Origin of the sequence: Pedobacter planticolens (genome assembly GCF_014172375.1) — a bacterium.
In the GTDB taxonomy this organism is placed as follows: domain Bacteria; phylum Bacteroidota; class Bacteroidia; order Sphingobacteriales; family Sphingobacteriaceae; genus Pedobacter; species Pedobacter planticolens.
On record NZ_WNXD01000002.1, the window covers coordinates 1514333 to 1530659 of the forward strand.

General features: G+C 35.1%; 13 protein-coding genes. 5 read left to right on the top strand and 8 right to left on the bottom strand.

The features are described 5' to 3' along the window. Positions 1-51 precede the first annotated feature (51 nt). The 3 genes from GM921_RS15405 (at position 52) to GM921_RS15415 (ending at position 4015) form a co-directional block, all read left to right on the top strand. Positions 52-1023: a polyprenyl synthetase family protein gene (locus GM921_RS15405; RefSeq protein ID WP_182923524.1), complete on the top strand. Its 972-nt coding sequence runs from the start codon at positions 52-54 to the stop codon at positions 1021-1023. After that, a complete protein-coding gene (locus GM921_RS15410; RefSeq protein ID WP_182923525.1) occupies positions 1023-2078 on the top strand; it encodes a TerC/Alx family metal homeostasis membrane protein in 1056 nt (351 codons plus the stop codon). The genes GM921_RS15405 and GM921_RS15410 overlap by 1 nt, the downstream gene beginning before the upstream one ends. Before the next feature lie 485 nt (positions 2079-2563). Beyond that, entirely contained in the window at positions 2564-4015 is a 1452-nt protein-coding gene (locus tag GM921_RS15415) for a M28 family peptidase (RefSeq protein ID WP_182923526.1), read from the top strand. 69 nt (positions 4016-4084) lie between these two features. Here GM921_RS15415 and GM921_RS15420 read toward each other — a convergent pair whose 3' ends face one another. The 5 genes from GM921_RS15420 to recJ form a co-directional block, all read right to left on the bottom strand. Continuing rightward, a complete protein-coding gene (locus GM921_RS15420) occupies positions 4085-4513 on the bottom strand; it encodes a CBS domain-containing protein (RefSeq protein ID WP_182923527.1) in 429 nt (142 codons plus the stop codon). A gap of 95 nt (positions 4514-4608) precedes the next feature. Continuing rightward, the gene (locus tag GM921_RS15425; protein WP_182923528.1) at positions 4609-5016 is read right to left on the bottom strand and encodes a YkvA family protein; all 408 of its coding nucleotides are present in this window, start codon (positions 5014-5016) and stop codon (positions 4609-4611) included. Between the two features lie 46 nt (positions 5017-5062). Beyond that, positions 5063-6571 (bottom strand): GH3 auxin-responsive promoter family protein, encoded by a 1509-nt coding sequence (locus GM921_RS15430; protein WP_182923529.1) that lies wholly within the window; start codon positions 6569-6571, stop codon positions 5063-5065. Positions 6572-6584: 13 nt separating this feature from the next. After that, entirely contained in the window at positions 6585-7319 is a 735-nt protein-coding gene (gene lptB, locus GM921_RS15435; RefSeq protein ID WP_182923530.1) for an LPS export ABC transporter ATP-binding protein, read from the bottom strand. Between the two features lie 65 nt (positions 7320-7384). Next, positions 7385-9085: a single-stranded-DNA-specific exonuclease RecJ gene (recJ, locus tag GM921_RS15440; protein WP_182923531.1), complete on the bottom strand. Its 1701-nt coding sequence runs from the start codon at positions 9083-9085 to the stop codon at positions 7385-7387. Positions 9086-9203: 118 nt separating this feature from the next. Here recJ and GM921_RS15445 point away from each other — a divergent pair, with 118 nt between their 5' ends. Beyond that, entirely contained in the window at positions 9204-9968 is a 765-nt protein-coding gene (locus GM921_RS15445) for an MBL fold metallo-hydrolase (RefSeq protein ID WP_182923949.1), read from the top strand. Positions 9969-10079: 111 nt separating this feature from the next. Here the strand turns inward: GM921_RS15445 and GM921_RS15450 are convergent, their stop codons facing one another. Continuing rightward, the gene (locus GM921_RS15450; RefSeq protein WP_182923532.1) at positions 10080-10481 is read right to left on the bottom strand and encodes a response regulator; all 402 of its coding nucleotides are present in this window, start codon (positions 10479-10481) and stop codon (positions 10080-10082) included. A 136-nt stretch (positions 10482-10617) separates the two neighbouring features. Continuing rightward, positions 10618-11205 (bottom strand): YceI family protein, encoded by a 588-nt coding sequence (locus GM921_RS15455; RefSeq protein WP_182923533.1) that lies wholly within the window; start codon positions 11203-11205, stop codon positions 10618-10620. Between the two features lie 249 nt (positions 11206-11454). On the opposite strand from GM921_RS15455, the gene GM921_RS15460 reads away from it, so the two are divergent. After that, positions 11455-15318 carry a TIM-barrel domain-containing protein gene (locus GM921_RS15460; RefSeq protein WP_182923534.1) on the top strand — a complete coding sequence of 1288 codons (3864 nt, stop codon included), beginning with the start codon at positions 11455-11457 and terminating at the stop codon, positions 15316-15318. A gap of 129 nt (positions 15319-15447) precedes the next feature. On the opposite strand, the gene GM921_RS15465 is transcribed toward GM921_RS15460, so the two are convergent. After that, a complete protein-coding gene (locus tag GM921_RS15465) occupies positions 15448-15828 on the bottom strand; it encodes a DoxX family protein (protein WP_182923535.1) in 381 nt (126 codons plus the stop codon). Positions 15829-16327 lie beyond the last annotated feature (499 nt).

The following is a 16327-nucleotide window of genomic DNA, read 5'->3' on the forward strand; positions in this document are numbered from 1 at the left end:
TTAAAAATACGCTTTTAATACCTAAGTTTGCAAACACATTTTTTTACCTGAATGCCCGGAATAAATCAGATAAAACTCCCTATTACCGCAGAGATTGATGCATTTGAAGCAAAATTCAAAGATTCTATGCATAGCGATGCACCGTTATTAAATCGCATTACGCATTATATTGTAAAAAGGAAAGGCAAACAAATGCGACCTATGTTTGTGTTTTTTGCTGCTAAATTATGTGGTGGTATTATAGAATCTACTCATCGTGGTGCGGCATTAGTAGAACTTTTACATACTGCTACTTTAGTGCATGATGATGTGGTTGATAATGCGTACGAGCGTCGTGGGTTTTTCTCCATTAATGCCTTATGGAAAAATAAAATTGCTGTTTTAGTGGGCGATTATTTGTTGGCTAAAGGTTTGTTACTTTCGGTAAACAATAGCGAATTTGCTTTGTTAAAAATAGTATCTGAAGCAGTGCAACAGATGAGTGAGGGCGAATTGCTACAAATTGAAAAGGTGAGACGGATGGATATTAGTGAAGAATTGTACTTTGATGTTATTCGTCAGAAAACTGCTTCGTTAATTGCTTCTTGTTGTGCATGCGGTGCTGCATCTGCTGGTGCTGATGCGGAAACGATTGAAAGAATGCGCCTGTTTGGAGAGAAGGTTGGAATCGCTTTTCAGATTAAGGATGATACTTTTGATTTTGGAACGGATGACGTGGGCAAACCTTTGGGCATTGATATTAAGGAGAAGAAAGTTACGCTACCCTTAATTTATGCACTGAATAGGGCAGAAAAACCAGAGCGGAAAAGAATAATAAATTTGGTGAAGAACCATCAGGATGATCCTAAAAAAATACAAGAGGTAATAGATTTTGTAAATAGTAAGGATGGAGTGCATTATGCCAACGAAAAGATGTTAGAATATCAGCAGCAAGCTTTTGATATTTTGTATCAATTTGAAGAAGGCGATGCCAGAACTGGGTTAGAACAATTGGTAAGGTATACAACAGAACGTAAAAAATAATGTCGAACGAATTATTATTCATTAGTGGCTTTTTGCTCTTTATAGTGCTTATTTTAGCATTAGACTTAGGTTTATTTAGTAAAAAAGATCATGTAGTTAGTTTAAAACAAGCGGGTATCATGAGTTTTATCATGGTAATGCTCGCCCTAGGTTTTTACTTTTTATTAATTTTAGAAGGACAAGAACTACACGGCATTCGCAATTACGCACAGTTAGAACAGATCGTAAAGGCGCATCAGCATCAGATAACATTAATTCCTGGCAACTTTGAAGAAAGTTTAAAAATCTATAATCAGAATTTAGGGATAGAATTTTTAACGGGTTATGTAATTGAATATGCGCTTTCAGTAGATAATATATTTGTGATTGTGCTTATTTTTTCTGCCTTTGCTGTGCCAGAAAAGTATTATCACCGCGTTTTGTTTTGGGGTATTTTGGGTGCTATTATTATGCGCTTCATCTTCATTTTTGTAGGTGCTGCATTAATTAACCAATTCTCATGGATTTTATATGTATTCGGTGCTTTCTTAATTTTTACAGGAATACGAATGTTTTTCTCTAAAGAAGGAGATGATAAAATTGATACAGAAAAACATCCTGTAGTTAAATTTGCGTCCAGATTTTTTGCTATTCACCCACGTTACGAAGGAAATAATTTCTTCCATAAAGTAAGTGGTAAAACACTTTTAACACCTTTATTTTTAGTGTTGTTAATTGTAGAGTTTACGGATTTAATTTTCGCTGTAGATTCAATTCCAGCCATTTTTGCAGTTACTAAAGATGCTTACATCGTGTTTTTCTCAAACATATTTGCCATTATGGGTTTACGATCTATGTTCTTTTTGTTGATTAACATTATTCATAAATTTCATTACCTGAAAACTGGTTTGGCTGTATTGCTAACCTTTATTGGTGTGAAAATGTTAGCTCACGATTATTTAAAAGCATGGGGTTTTACTACCGAACATTCTTTACTAATTATACTATTTATTTTAACTGCAAGTGTGGTTGCTTCCTTGGTTTTTCCGAAGCGGAAACAAGCTCATGTTGATTAGCTTTTAGTAAGTTAGATTAGTTATCACAATTCGATCTTTTAAAAAAACTCACCTATTTGGGTGAGTTTTTTTGGTATAATGATTATTTGCCAATTTTTTAGAGGGATTAAAATCCCCTATTTCTACGTTTCCCTTTGGGTTCGTTTCTCAGGTTATCGGTGTTTAAACATTAATGACGTTTATTAGCTCATTACCCCAAAAGACGATTTTTTGAAGGTGATAAGCGATGTACATTTGCAATGTTAATTCCAAATCGTCCCATTTCGAATTTTCTGCAATTAAAAAACCAGCTACTGACAGTTATGCCAAACTGAACCTTTAGGCTGATAATGATAGTAAGATTTTAGGAAAGGAGTTTCCTAATTAACAAGTAGAGGACCGGGTCTGGCAATGAAAAACGCTGGGCCCTTTTTTATTGTAAAAATTCTAAAGCCATATCTCAACTTCGATTCAAAAACCTTAATTTCATCAAAAAAATAATATTGATGAAGAATTTCTTTTTACTAGCACTCACAAGTTTATGTTTATCTGCCAGTGCTCAAGATAATTTCGGGCCTGTTTTTAGGCAGATTAATACCGAAGTACAAAATAATTCAAAAGCTTATGGCACTTTAAAAGATGCTTCGATAACTATCGGACATCGTTTAACAGGCTCTGCGAATGGTGCAAAAGCCGAAGAATATGCTTATAATTTATTGAAATCTTATGGTTGTGATGTTAAATATCAACCTTTTGAGGTAGAGAGTTGGGATAGAAGAACTATAGCTGTTAAAGTAGGTAATTCTGCTAATGATTTAGCGCCAATGAAAGCCGTAACATTAGCTCATTCGCCAGTATCTGCAAACGTAACTGCCGATCTAATTGACGTTGGTAATGGTTTGGAAGCAGATTATCAGCCATTGGGTGATAAAGTGAAAGGTAAAATTGCATTAATCTATTTAGGCGTATTACCAGGTTCTCCAAAAGGAACTGGATCACTTCATCGCTCTGAAAAAACAGCTATTGCTACAAAATATGGTGCAGTTGGTGTAATTATTATTAATACAGTAAAAGATGGTGTTTTGTTAACAGGTACAGCATCAGTAACTGGTAAGTTAATTCCAATTCCTGCGGTATGTATTGGTTTAGAAAACGGAATAGCTTTAAAGGAAAAAATGAAAACGGCTAATCAAGTTGCTTCCATTGAGATGACTAATTTCTCTGGATTAATAAAAGCTCGTAATGTAATAGCCACTTTTAAAGGAACGGAATTCTCTAAAGAAAAAATTGTTGTTGGTGGGCACTTAGATAGTTGGGATTTAGCTACTGGTGCTATTGATAACGGAATTGGATCTTTTTCGATAATGGATATGGCTCGTACATTTAAAAAACTAAATCTTAAAACTAAAAGAACGGTAGAATTTGTGTTATTTATGGGCGAGGAACAAGGTTTATTAGGTTCTAAAGCTTATATAGAACAAGCTAAGAAAAATGGCACACTAAATCAGGTTAGCTTTATGTTAAACTATGATATGACTAATGATCCAAAAGGGTTTTCGACCACGAGAAAAGAAATGGAACCGTTGTTTAAAAGTTGGGGCGCAGAGGTAGTTCAACTTGATACTAATTTTAAAAATTTATTTCAAGCTGGAGCTGGCTTGCATAGCGATCATCAGCCATTTATGTTAGAAGGAATACCAACTGGTGGTGGTGCTGGCGGCAAATTGCCAAACAATTCAGGCCCTTATTATCACTCTGATGGTGATGTATTTAAATTGGTGGATGAACAAGAATTGAGAAATACTGTACGTTATTCAGCTATGCTTACCTATGCTTTAGCTAACACACCAAAAATTCCAGTTACCAAACAAAATGAAAAAGATTTAGAGGTATTTTTAGAAAGCCAGAATTTAAAAGAACCGCTAAAAATTGCAGGTGAATGGAGGTGGAAAGACTAATTTGTTGTTTAGATGTTTGGTTTTTTGGCATGCAACTCCAACAAACCAAACAACAAACCAACGAAAAAACTAACTATTAATATAACTTTCTAATTGAGAAATAGTCTGTTTTTGGTCGGCGATAATAAACTTTACCACATCACCAATTGAAACCATTCCAGCTACTTTATCTGCTGCCATAACGGGTAAATGCCTAATGTGTTTGTCTGTCATGGTTTGCATGCACAGCTCAATACTATCTGTTGGACTTACCGTAATTGGAGTTGTGGTCATCGCATCGCTAATCAGCGTATCTTTTGATGATTTGCCATGCAAAATGATTTTCCGAGCATAATCTCGTTCAGTAAAAATGCCGAGTAAGCGCTCATCATCCATAATTAATAAAGCACTAATATTTTTATCAGTCATTATTTTAAGTGCATCTAAAACCGATGTAATGGGTTTAACACTATAAATTTGAACAGGTTTGGTATTCAAGATTTGTTGTACGGTTCTCATAATAGTTTGTTTATTAGCTACTTAAATTTAGCTAAAAAAACTTTAATTCCAAACAAGAAATAATGAAAACTATAAACGAATGGTGCTAAGGAAATTTAAATATGAATGATGTTTTTTTGTGCGGCTTTCCAACTCAAATATTTTTCTAAATCTTTAGCAACTTGTTTATACACTAGACTTAAAATCAGTGCATCATCAACAAAACCTAAGCCTGCAATAAAATCGGGTATAAGATCTAATGGTGAAATAAAATACAATAAACCAGCAACAATTGCAATGATAGAACCTTTTGGAATAGTGGTATAACTTCCGTTGGCATATGCTCTGGCTATTTCAAAAAGCAATATTAACTGCTGCCAAATGCCCGTTAAAGCTCCTTTATGTTTATTCGCTTTTTTTAAACCTTCTTGTACTTTTTCGAGGGTACTGCTTTTATCTACAACTAGTTGCTGAGCGCTCTTTTTGAAGATATTAAACCTGCTTTTTAATTTATTTAAGTCCATAGATATCAATTTATAGTAATCTACATATCAATAAGCATACCTAATATTAAAGCATTTTTAAAATCTCATCCACATACTTGCGATCATTTGCTAAACGCGGAACTTTATGCTGACCGCCTAATTTTCCACAAGCTTTAAGCCATTTGTAAAAGGTATCTGCAGGTGCATTATGTACCGTTGGGCGACGCAATGCCATATCTTTGAAGCGTTTTGCATCATAATCTGAATTTACTTCACGTAAAGTTTGATCTAAAACATCTATAAACTTTTCAAAATCTTTTGGCTGTGTTTCAAATTCAATAATCCATTCGTGTCCACCAACATCTTCACCTTTAAAATAAATAGGACAGGCCGTATAATCTTTTACTTTTGCACCTGTTTCAATACACGCCCTAGTTAGCGCATTTTCCGCATTGTCTATAATTACCTCTTCGCCAAAAGCATTAATGAAATGTTTGGTACGACCAGTAATTTTAATCCTGAAAGGAGAAAGAGAGGTAAATTGAATAGTATCGCCAATTAAATAGCGCCATAAACCTGCATTGGTGGTAATAATAATTGCGTAGTTTTTATGGAGCTCTACTTGCTCTAACGATAATGTTTTTGGATTTTCGTCTTCTAAATTTTCTAATGGAAGAAATTCATAAAATATGCCATAATCGAGCATCAACAATAATTCTTCTGAATCATCCTGATCCTGTATGCCGAAAAAACCTTCAGAAGCATTGTAGGTTTCCAAGTAATACATGTTATCAGAAGGAATAAGCTCTTTAAATTGCTCGCGATAAGGAGTGAAGTTTACAGCGCCATGAAAATAAAGCTCCAGATTTGGCCAAACTTCCAATAGATTTTTTTTACCAGTTAATTCGAGTACTTTTTTAGCTAAAACAATGGTCCATGTTGGTACGCCAGAAATGTTAGTTACGTTTTCTTTAATGGTAGCCTCAGCCATTTTATCCATTTTTTCTTCGTAATTATCCATCAGAGCGATAGAAATATCAGGCGTTCTATAATACTCCGCCCACATGGGTAAGTTTTTTATAAGCACAGCTGATAAATCTCCATAATGAATATCTTCGCACAGCTGATTTATCTGATGACTTCCACCTAAAACCAATCCTTTTCCAGTAAACATCTGTGTATTTGGTCGGTTATTGCAGTAAATAGAAATCATATCTTTTCCACCTTTAAAATGACATTCTTCTAAGGCTTCTTCAGATACTGGAATAAATTTACTTCTATCACTTGTGGTGCCTGATGATTTAGCAAACCATTTAATTTCTGATGGCCAAAGGATATTTTGTTCGCCTTTGAGCATACGCTCGATGTAAGGTTTTAACGTATCGTAATTTTGGATAGGTACGCGTTCTTTGAACTGACCAACCGTAAGAATAGATTTATAATCGTATAATTTACCCCATTCGGTATTTTGAGCACTAGAGATTAAGGTGTGTAACCACTCTTCTTGCACATCTAGTGGATATTTCTTAAAAAGCTCAATCTGGTGAATGCGCTTTTTCATATACCAAGTAAAAATAGAATTTACAATTGCCATGCGTTACTAAAGGTTATAAATTTTTTCTACGTAGTACAAAATTAGACCCCAAATATACTTTACGCACCATTTCATTGGCTGCAAGTACTTCAGGCGTTCCTGATTCTAAAATTTTTCCTTCAAAAAGCAAATAAGCTCTATCTGTAATGGATAAAGTTTCTTGCACATTATGATCTGTAATCAGAATTCCGATATTCTTTTTCTTCAACTTGGCTACAATGGTTTGTATTTCTTCTACAGCAATTGGATCAACTCCAGCAAAAGGTTCATCTAATAAAATAAAATTAGGATTGGCGGCCAATGCACGAGCAATTTCTGTCCTTCTACGTTCACCTCCAGAAAGTAAATCGCCGCGATTTTTTCTTACTTTATGTAAACTAAATTCATTAATTAATTCTTCTAATTTTTCGTGTCTTTCTTCCTTAGTTAAAGCGGTCATTTCTAAAATGGCCATAATATTATCTTCAACCGTAAGCTTTCTAAATACACTAGCCTCTTGCGCTAAATAACCAATCCCTTTTTGCGCTCTACGGTACATTGGGTCTTTAGTAATATCTTCTCCATCTAGTAAAATAGTGCCTTCATTAGGTTTAATTAAGCCAACAATCATGTAAAACGAAGTCGTTTTTCCAGCACCATTTGGTCCTAATAAACCAACAATCTCTCCTTGGCTTACTTCAAAAGACACATGGTTTACAACAATACGTTGTTTATATTTCTTAACCAGATTTTCGGCTTTTAAGATCATTTATATTTACGATTTACGATTTACGATTTGTGATTTCCTGCACACTGGCAATAAGAAATCTAACCTCAATCTACTTTAATTCCTTTTATATTTAATTGCAAGCGCTTTTTATCTCTCCAAACATTTTCTTCAATGGTATAACAAACAGAAAATGGTTTGTTTGGTTCTAATTTAACTTCAAATTCCCCTAAGCCAAAAGCGATGGCTTCAAAAATAGCTGAATTTTGTTGTTTTATACTCAACTTTAAGTGATTTGTGCCAACAATTTGTGCTGGACCAACCATAGTTACGCCATTACTTACAAATATTGGAGCCATATTTTGTGGTCCAAATGGAGCCATTTGTGTTAAAACACGATAAAACTTCCCGTCAATTTGGCCTAATTCAATTTCACAATCAATTTTTATTTCGGGAATAAGTAGATTCGGACTAATGGTTGAAGCCACTACGCTTTCGAATTTTTCTGAAAATGGAATTAAGTTTTCAGGTTTAATGGTTAGGCCAGCAGCATATTTATGACCGCCAAATTGCTCTAATAAATCGCTGCAAGAAAGTAGTGCTTCGTATAAATCGTAACCGGCAACAGAACGAGCAGAACCTGTATAATTACCGTTTGATTCTGTTAATACAATGGTTGGTCTGTAATATTTCTCTGTTAAACGAGACGCAACAATGCCAATAACTCCTTTATTCCAATCTTGCTGATAAACTACTGTAGTTTTTCTATTCATCAACAACTCGCTTTCTTCAATAATAGCTAAAGCCTCCAACGTAATATTTTGATCGAAAGATTTACGTTCTGTATTTTGAGAATTGATAAATAAACTTTGTTCATCGGCCAACACCACCTCATCGCTTAGTAAAACCTTAACCGCATCTTTTGCATCACCCATCCGCCCTGCGGCATTAATGCGTGGAGCTAATAAAAACACCACATCGGTAATAGAATAGCTCTCGGTTTTACCCGCAATTTGCATTAAGGCTTTTAAACCAGTACACGGATTTTCATTCAGCTTTATTAAGCCAAAATGTGCCATTACTCTATTCTCATCCACAATAGGGACAATATCTGCGGCAATACTTACCATGCATAAATCTAAATATTGCTCATATTTTTCATCTGGTAAATCATTCACTTGGCAATAGGCTTGTGCTAATTTAAAACCAATACCACAACCAGATAATTCTTTAAAAGGATATTCGCAATCTGCTCGCTTTGGGTCTAATACGGCAACTGCATTTGGTAATTCTTCGCCCGGTAAATGGTGATCGCAAATAATAAAATCAACTCCTAAAGAATTGGCGTAAGCAATTTTATCTACCGATCTAATTCCGCAATCTAAAGCAATAATTAAAGTAAATCCATGCTCTTTTGCAAAATCAATTCCGGCAGTAGAAATACCATAACCCTCTTTATGCCTATCGGGAATATAGTACGCAATTTCGCTCGTAAACTGACTAAAAAAACTATACGTCAATGCAACTGAAGTAGTTCCATCTACATCATAATCGCCATAAACTAGTATTTTTTCTTGGTTTTGTAGGGCAGATGTAATTCTAACGGTAGCTTTCTCCATATCCTTCATTAAAAAAGGATCATGCAATTGAGTTAGCGTAGGTCTGAAAAAATAACGAGCATCCTCGAAATTTGTAATTCCTCTTTGAACTAATAATTGAGCTAAAGAATAAGCTATATTTAACTCTTGGGCAAGTGTTTTACACGTTTCTACATCACCTGGTTCAATCTGAGCCCATCTTTTTTCCATCTAATTCTTGTTGTTATTCAACGGTTCCCATGACTATAAGTTCATGCAGGTTCCATATATTTGTCCTATCGTTCGTAAATATATCATTTAATTTCTTTCCAAAAAACAACCTATGTCTTTGCAAGTTTACACATTACACGAAGGTTCATATTCTGTAGATATTACCAAGAAATTTCTTCCTTTTGATCCCACAAAGGATAATCCAAAAGATAGACCTGCATCATTATTTATTCACGTACAGCCATTTTTAGTTAAGCTTGCAAACGCTTTAATTTTATTTGATACAGGCTTAGGCTACAGCAATGCTGATGGAAAATTGCATTTACACGAAAACATTAGAAAAGCAGGTTTCAAACCCGAAGATGTAACTATGGTATTAATGTCGCACTTACATTTTGATCATTCTGGCGGCATGGTTCATCACCACAATGGTAAAATGGAACTCAGTTTTCCAGATGCAACCTACGTAATACAGAGGGGCGAATGGGAAACAGCATTTACAAGTACATCATCCTCTTATCACACCGATATTTTTGAGTTTCTGCAACGCAATGCGCAATTGAAATTTATAGAAGGTTCAGGTCAATTAACGGATGAAATTAGCTACGAATTAACAGGTGCGCATTGTCCATACCATCAAGTTTTTTTAGTAGATGATGGAGAAGATAAAGTGTTTTTTGGTGGTGATGTTTTACCAGAGCCAGAAGAATTACTACGAAAATTCATTGCCAAATACGATTTCGATGGACGTAAAGCAATGGAACTTAGAGAAGAATTTGGACAAAAAGCTGCAGCTGAAAATTGGAAATGCTTATTTTATCATTCTAAAACAAAAAGCCAAGCTTTTATCGAACTAACAGAAGATCGCTTTAAAATTATTTAACCAGCGTGAATTCGTGTTAGGCACCTTGCTCGTCATTCCCGTGAATCCCGATAGCTATCAGGAGGGAATCGTAATGCTTAAAAACTTAAATTATCATCGAATTCAGGCTAACTAATGCTCCAACTCTTTTATCAATTCCGTTAAACGCTCTATAGAAAGTGGCTTCGAAATAAAACCTTTTACAGCTGTATAACTTTTAGTTTTTTCAATATCATTCTCATAAACTGATGAAGAGAGAATATATAAATCTACACGTTGCGCAATACCTAAAGATTGATAAGCCTCAACAAACTCCCAACCATTCATAACCGGCATATTTATATCTATTAAAATCAGGTGAGGTATAGGTCTGTTTGTAGAAACAACTTCATTTAGGTAGTCTATTGCCTGTTGTCCATTACTTTTGGACACCATATCGATATCAAATCCAGTTTTTTCTACAATTTTTTTGATGATAAAAATATTAATATCATCGTCATCTATAACCAATAGATTGATCTTAGTATCTAACATTGAGCTTCGTGTGTTACATAAAAAAGTGTTTTCTTACGTGTTTAAAGGTATATATTGAAACTTGAAATAGCAAACCTATATAAACAAAAAGACCCAACACAAGTGCTAGGTCTTTTTGTTGTGTACTACTAATCGCTTATTTCGCAGCAACTAATTTCACGCTCAATGTAAACTCATCATAAATAAAGTTATCGCCAATGTTAGCAAAAACCGATTTAGATTTAAATTGAATACCATATTTAGTTCTATCAACTGTAATTTTATCAGCAGTTGCAGTAACTGTTTTATCAGCATTCCATACCAAAGTAGCAGGGAAAGTGATAGAAGTTGTAACACTTTTAATTGTTAAATCACCTGTAACATTTACGTTAGCGCCGCTTCCTTCAACTTTTTTAATTACAAAATTTGCAGCTGGGAATTTTTCTACGCCAAAAAAGTCTTCAGATTTTAAGTGTTTTTCAAGACCGCCATTGTTATCGCCATCTTTAATAGTCGTCATATTAGCAACAAAACCGCCTTGTGTTAATTTTTTACCATTAAAATTTAAGTTACCAGAAGTTAAGGCAACAGTACCTTTATGGCTACCAGCAAATTTTTTGCCTTCCCAAGTAACAGTCGATTTAGTAACATCTACTTTGTAAACATCTTCTTTTAGTGTAAACGCAGAAAATGAAAAGCTAGCTATAACTGCTAGTAATAAGATTGAAGTGATTTTTAATTTCATTATTAATTTTTTTAAGTTTTTGTAAAGATATTTAATAAATAGTGAATGTTTTATTGATGTATGTTAAGATTTTACAAATTTTACACAAACGTTTGAAATCGCTTGATTCGTCATTTATTGGCTTTAACGCATAATAAAGCGGATTTTTAAGTATAAAACATGCTTAAAAAAGAATCCTGTTGCTTACTTTAGCCAATTGAATAGCAGTTATTCCAACCAACCGACACACACAAATACACCAAATAAATCATGAACCTCAAAATTACTAAGACCAACTTTAAGGTTACCATTTTAGCGGTAACCACTGTAATTATGCTGCTGCTTTCGCAAACACATGCGCAAGCAAATACCACATTAAATTCCTTATCAGGATTTAAGTACGATGCAAAAATTACCAGTGCAAAAATCATTAATCCAACAACTGTCGAAATTCTTTACGATGATAATAAACGCTTAACTGTAGATTTTTACGGAGAGAATATTTTCAGACTGTTTCAAGATAACAATGGTGGCGTAATTAGAAATCCAGAAGCTAAACCGTCTGCGCAGATTTTGGTAAACAACCCACGTAAGCCAGTTTCAAAACTTACGGTAAAAGAGGAGAACAATCAGATTTTTATCTCAACGGCAAAAATTACACTCTTAATAGATAAAAGCACAAACTTATTTAAAGTAATAAATACACAAACTCAAGCTGTTGTTGCCGAAGAAACCGAACCTATCCAGTTTGAAAAAAATAGAGTTTCGCTAACCTTAAAAGAAAATCCTGAAGAATATTTTTATGGCGGTGGCGTACAAAACGGTCGTTTCTCGCATAAAGGAAAAGCAATTGCTATCGAAAACCAAAACAGCTGGACGGACGGCGGCGTAGCTTCTCCTGCACCTTATTACTGGAGCACCAAAGGTTACGGCGTAATGTGGTATACCTTTAAACAAGGCAGATATGATTTTGGTGCAAAAGCCAAAGGAACAGTAAAACTTTTCCACGAAACAGATTACTTGGATTTGTTTTTCATGGTAAATGATGGCGCAGTACCCTTATTAAACGATTTTTATCAGTTAACTGGAAACCCGGTACTATTACCCAAATTCGGTTTTTACGAAGGACATTTAAACGCCTTTAACCGCGATTACTGGAAACCAGATTCGACTGGAATTTTATTTGAGGATGGCAAAACCTATAAAGAAAGCCAAAAAGATAATGGCGGAATTAAAGAATCGCTAAATGGCGAAAAAAACAATTACCAGTTTTCTGCTCGTGGCGTAATAGATAGATACAAAAAACACGATATGCCTTTAGGTTGGATTTTACCAAATGATGGCTACGGCGCAGGTTATGGTCAAACAGAAACCTTAGATGGAAACATTCAAAACCTAAAAAACTTTGGCGATTATGCTCGTAAAAACGGCGTAGAAATAGGTTTATGGACACAATCAGATTTACACCCAAAACCAGGTGTTAGCCCTTTATTGCAACGTGATATTTTAAAAGAAGTTAGAGATGCAGGCGTTAGAGTACTTAAAACAGACGTTGCTTGGGTTGGTGCAGGTTACTCATTTGGTTTAAATGGCGTGGCCGATGTTGGTCAAACCATTCCATATTATGGCAACGATGCTAGGCCATTTATCATCTCGTTAGATGGTTGGGCAGGCACACAACGCTACGCAACCATTTGGTCGGGCGATCAAACTGGCGGAAACTGGGAGTACATCCGTTTCCATATTCCAACCTATATTGGCTCAGGTTTATCTGGTCAGCCAAACATTACATCAGATATGGATGGAATTTTTGGTGGTAAAAACGTACCCGTAAACGTTAGAGATTTCCAATGGAAAACCTTTACCCCAATGCAATTAAATATGGATGGTTGGGGCTCAAGCCAAAAATATCCACACGCACAAGGCGAACCAGCGGCATCTATTAATCGTAATTACTTAAAACTCAAATCAGAGTTATTACCTTATAGTTATAGCGTTGCAAAAGAAGCAGTAAACGGTTTGCCAATCATTAGAGCAATGTTTTTAGCTAACCCCAATGCGTATACCTTAGGTACAGCAACACAATATCAATACTTATATGGCCCTAACTTTTTGGTGGCGCCAATTTATCAAGCTACTAAAGCCGATGAAAAAGGAAACGATATTCGTAACAACATTTACCTACCAGAAGGATTATGGATAGATTACTTCTCTGGTGAGAAATATACTGGAAACGTTGTAATCAATAGCTTCAATACCCCAATTTGGAAACTCCCTGTATTCGTAAAAAGCGGCGCAATCATTCCAATGGTAAATGCAAATAACAACGTATCCGAAATTAATAAAGCAGCTCGTAGCTATGAAATTTATCCAGCAGGCAATAGCTCTTTTACCGAATATGATGATGACGGAACAACCGAAGCTTACAAATCTGGCAAAGGTGCAACTACCTTAATTTCTTCATCGGTAGATAAAACAACGGCTACCATTACAATAGAAACTACCAAAGGCGATTTTGATGGTTTTGTAAAAGAGAAATCAACTTCGTTTACCATAAATGTAACCGAACAGCCTAAAAGTGTAACCGCAACTATTGGTGGCAAAAATGTAAAACTAGAAGCTGCAAAATCGGCAGATGAATTTGCAAAACTACAAAGCGGATATTTTTATGATGCTACACCAAACTTAAATCGCTTTGCAACAAAAGGCAGCGAATTTGAAAAGGTAGCCATGACTAAAAACCCACAAGTATTGGTAAAACTAGCGTCAACAGATATTAGTGCCAATGCAGTTAAAGTGCAAGTTAAAGGTTTCGTTTTCGCACCAGCGGATAAAAACCGTGTTACTTCTGGCGCATTAACCACTCCAACTTTAGCACAGGTTACAGCAAAAAATGCAGCAGCTTTTACCTTAAAACCATCTTGGAAAGCAGTAAGCAATGCTGATTTCTATGAGATTGAGTTTAACAATATGGTATACACCACCATTAAGGATACTACATTTTTATTCGATGGGTTAAAGCCAGAAACTGCTTATTCATTTAAGTTAAGAGCAGCAAATAAAGATGGTTATTCTAATTGGGCAGATATTAATGCCACTACAACAGCAAATCCATTACAGTTTGCAATTAAAGGAATTAAAGCCGAAACCACAGCCGAAAACCAAGGCGGAGCAGGAATTAATAAACTGTTTGATTTTGATGAAGACAATGGCTGGCATACCAAATGGGGACAAAACTCAGTGCCATTCGATCTAGTTATCGATCTGAAAAGCGTAAACCAGATAGAGAAATTACAATATTTACCACGCATCGGTGGAGGTAATGGTGTATTGCTAAAAGGAACTATCTATTACAGCAATAATAAAACCACATGGACAGAAGCTGGTAAATTTGAGTGGGCTAAAAACGGCGACACAAAAACATTCGATTTTGCTAATCACCCAACCGTACGCTACATCAAACTTGCAATTACCGATGGTGTTGGTGGCTTTGGTTCGGGTAGAGAAATGTACATATTTAAAGTGCCAGGAACAGAAAGCTATATTCCAGGCGATATTAATAATGACAAATTAGTTGATGGAAACGATATCACTTCATACACTAATTATACTGGTTTACGCAAAGGCGATGGTGATTTTGACGGTTACATTAGCAATGGTGATATTAATAAAAACGACCTGATAGATGCCTTCGATATTTCTAACGTAGCCGTACAATTAGATGGTGGTGTAGAAATAGACAAAGCCGATAAATTAGCTGGAAGCATAACATTAAGTACCGAAAAAGCTAGTTATAACGGAGGCGAAATTGTAGAAGTAAAAGTAAAAGGAACTAACCTAGGCGGTGTAAATGCATTGAGTTTTGGTTTACCTTATGATACACAAGATTTTGAATTTGTAAGTGTACAACCCTTAGCTGTTAAGGATATGGAAAACCTAACGTATGATAGATTGCACACCAATGGCAAAAAGGCTTTATATCCAACTTTTGTAAACATAGGCGATAAAGCAACCATAAAAGGAACGGTAGATTTGTTTATCATTAAACTAAAAGCGAAACGCAAGGTAACGTTTAATCTAAAACCAGTAGATGGTTTACTGGTTGATAAAGCGTTGAATAGTTTAGGTTTTTAACTATTGATGCACTTTGCAAAAACTAAAAAAGCTTCTCGAATTTTCGAGGAGCTTTTTTTTATAAATTTCGATCTTCCTGCGTATGCAAAGGAATAACAATTGCTCAGCGTATCTACTCTTATAACAAAATCAATTTTGTTTAATAGCAATGGTATTTAATTTATGATAATACACATAAGAAATGGCTAAAATACCCAAGAATATTAACGGGAAAAATGTTTGAAAATTAATGCCATCTACTGCGCCGTGACTAATGCTGGCAAATATGAAATCGAATCCAAATCCTGCATATGCCCATTCTTTAATGCGCTTTGGTACTTGAGGTATCATTAAAATTAATGTGCCCAAAACTTTAAAAACCACTAGGGCATTTCCAAAATATTCAGGATATCCTAAATGCCTGATTCCTTCTTTTGCCAACTCAGTTTGTGAAGTCAAGGCTGGCATTACACCTTCCATTAAGAAGATAATTGTGGTTGAGATCCAAAAAATTGTTTTTTCTTTTTTCATCTGATTTATTTTTTAGTTAAGCTAAATTATCAAGAAGACGGGAAATAATACCGCTATAAAAAAGACAATCTTTGGGGTGAAATACGACAGTCACTTACTATCGCTGTTCGAGATGTTAAGCGTAACGCATCTCGAATTATTTGATAAAGACGGATTTGAAATCCGTAACTACGAGATGCCTTTCAGAATATCTCGAAGAGCATCTGTTGATGGTATAACTCTTTTTGTTGGTGATATAATTCTTTTGTTTGTGATGTAACTCTTTTTGCGGATGGCTTAGTTCTTCTGGTGGATGGCTTAGTTCTTTTGTAAGATGGCTTAGTTCTTTTTGCGGATGTCTTCAATTCGACTACGCTTAGTGCAGGCTAGATCAGACTGACAACTTTCTACTGGTTGGTTGTGTAATTCTTTTGGTTGAAGCTAGGTTTCTTTTGGCAGGTGTTGTTTCATTGCACTGTTTTGAGTTTATTAAACCTGACAGGAGTGGAAATACTTTTTG

Excerpts from the sequence above, each read along its gene's own strand:
- GM921_RS15420 (WP_182923527.1), bottom strand. The coding sequence starts at position 4,513 with ATGAGAACCGTACAACAAATCTTGAATACCAAACCTGTTCAAATTTAT.
- GM921_RS15425 (WP_182923528.1), bottom strand. The coding sequence starts at position 5,016 with ATGGACTTAAATAAATTAAAAAGCAGGTTTAATATCTTCAAAAAGAGC.
- GM921_RS15450 (WP_182923532.1), bottom strand. The coding sequence starts at position 10,481 with ATGTTAGATACTAAGATCAATCTATTGGTTATAGATGACGATGATATT.
- lptB (WP_182923530.1), bottom strand. The coding sequence starts at position 7,319 with ATGATCTTAAAAGCCGAAAATCTGGTTAAGAAATATAAACAACGTATT.
- GM921_RS15405 (WP_182923524.1), top strand. The coding sequence starts at position 52 with ATGCCCGGAATAAATCAGATAAAACTCCCTATTACCGCAGAGATTGAT.
- GM921_RS15430 (WP_182923529.1), bottom strand. The coding sequence starts at position 6,571 with ATGGCAATTGTAAATTCTATTTTTACTTGGTATATGAAAAAGCGCATT.
- GM921_RS15455 (WP_182923533.1), bottom strand. The coding sequence starts at position 11,205 with ATGAAATTAAAAATCACTTCAATCTTATTACTAGCAGTTATAGCTAGC.
- GM921_RS15415 (WP_182923526.1), top strand. The coding sequence starts at position 2,564 with ATGAAGAATTTCTTTTTACTAGCACTCACAAGTTTATGTTTATCTGCC.
- GM921_RS15410 (WP_182923525.1), top strand. The coding sequence starts at position 1,023 with ATGTCGAACGAATTATTATTCATTAGTGGCTTTTTGCTCTTTATAGTG.
- recJ (WP_182923531.1), bottom strand. The coding sequence starts at position 9,085 with ATGGAAAAAAGATGGGCTCAGATTGAACCAGGTGATGTAGAAACGTGT.
- GM921_RS15465 (WP_182923535.1), bottom strand. The coding sequence starts at position 15,828 with ATGAAAAAAGAAAAAACAATTTTTTGGATCTCAACCACAATTATCTTC.
- GM921_RS15460 (WP_182923534.1), top strand. The coding sequence starts at position 11,455 with ATGAACCTCAAAATTACTAAGACCAACTTTAAGGTTACCATTTTAGCG.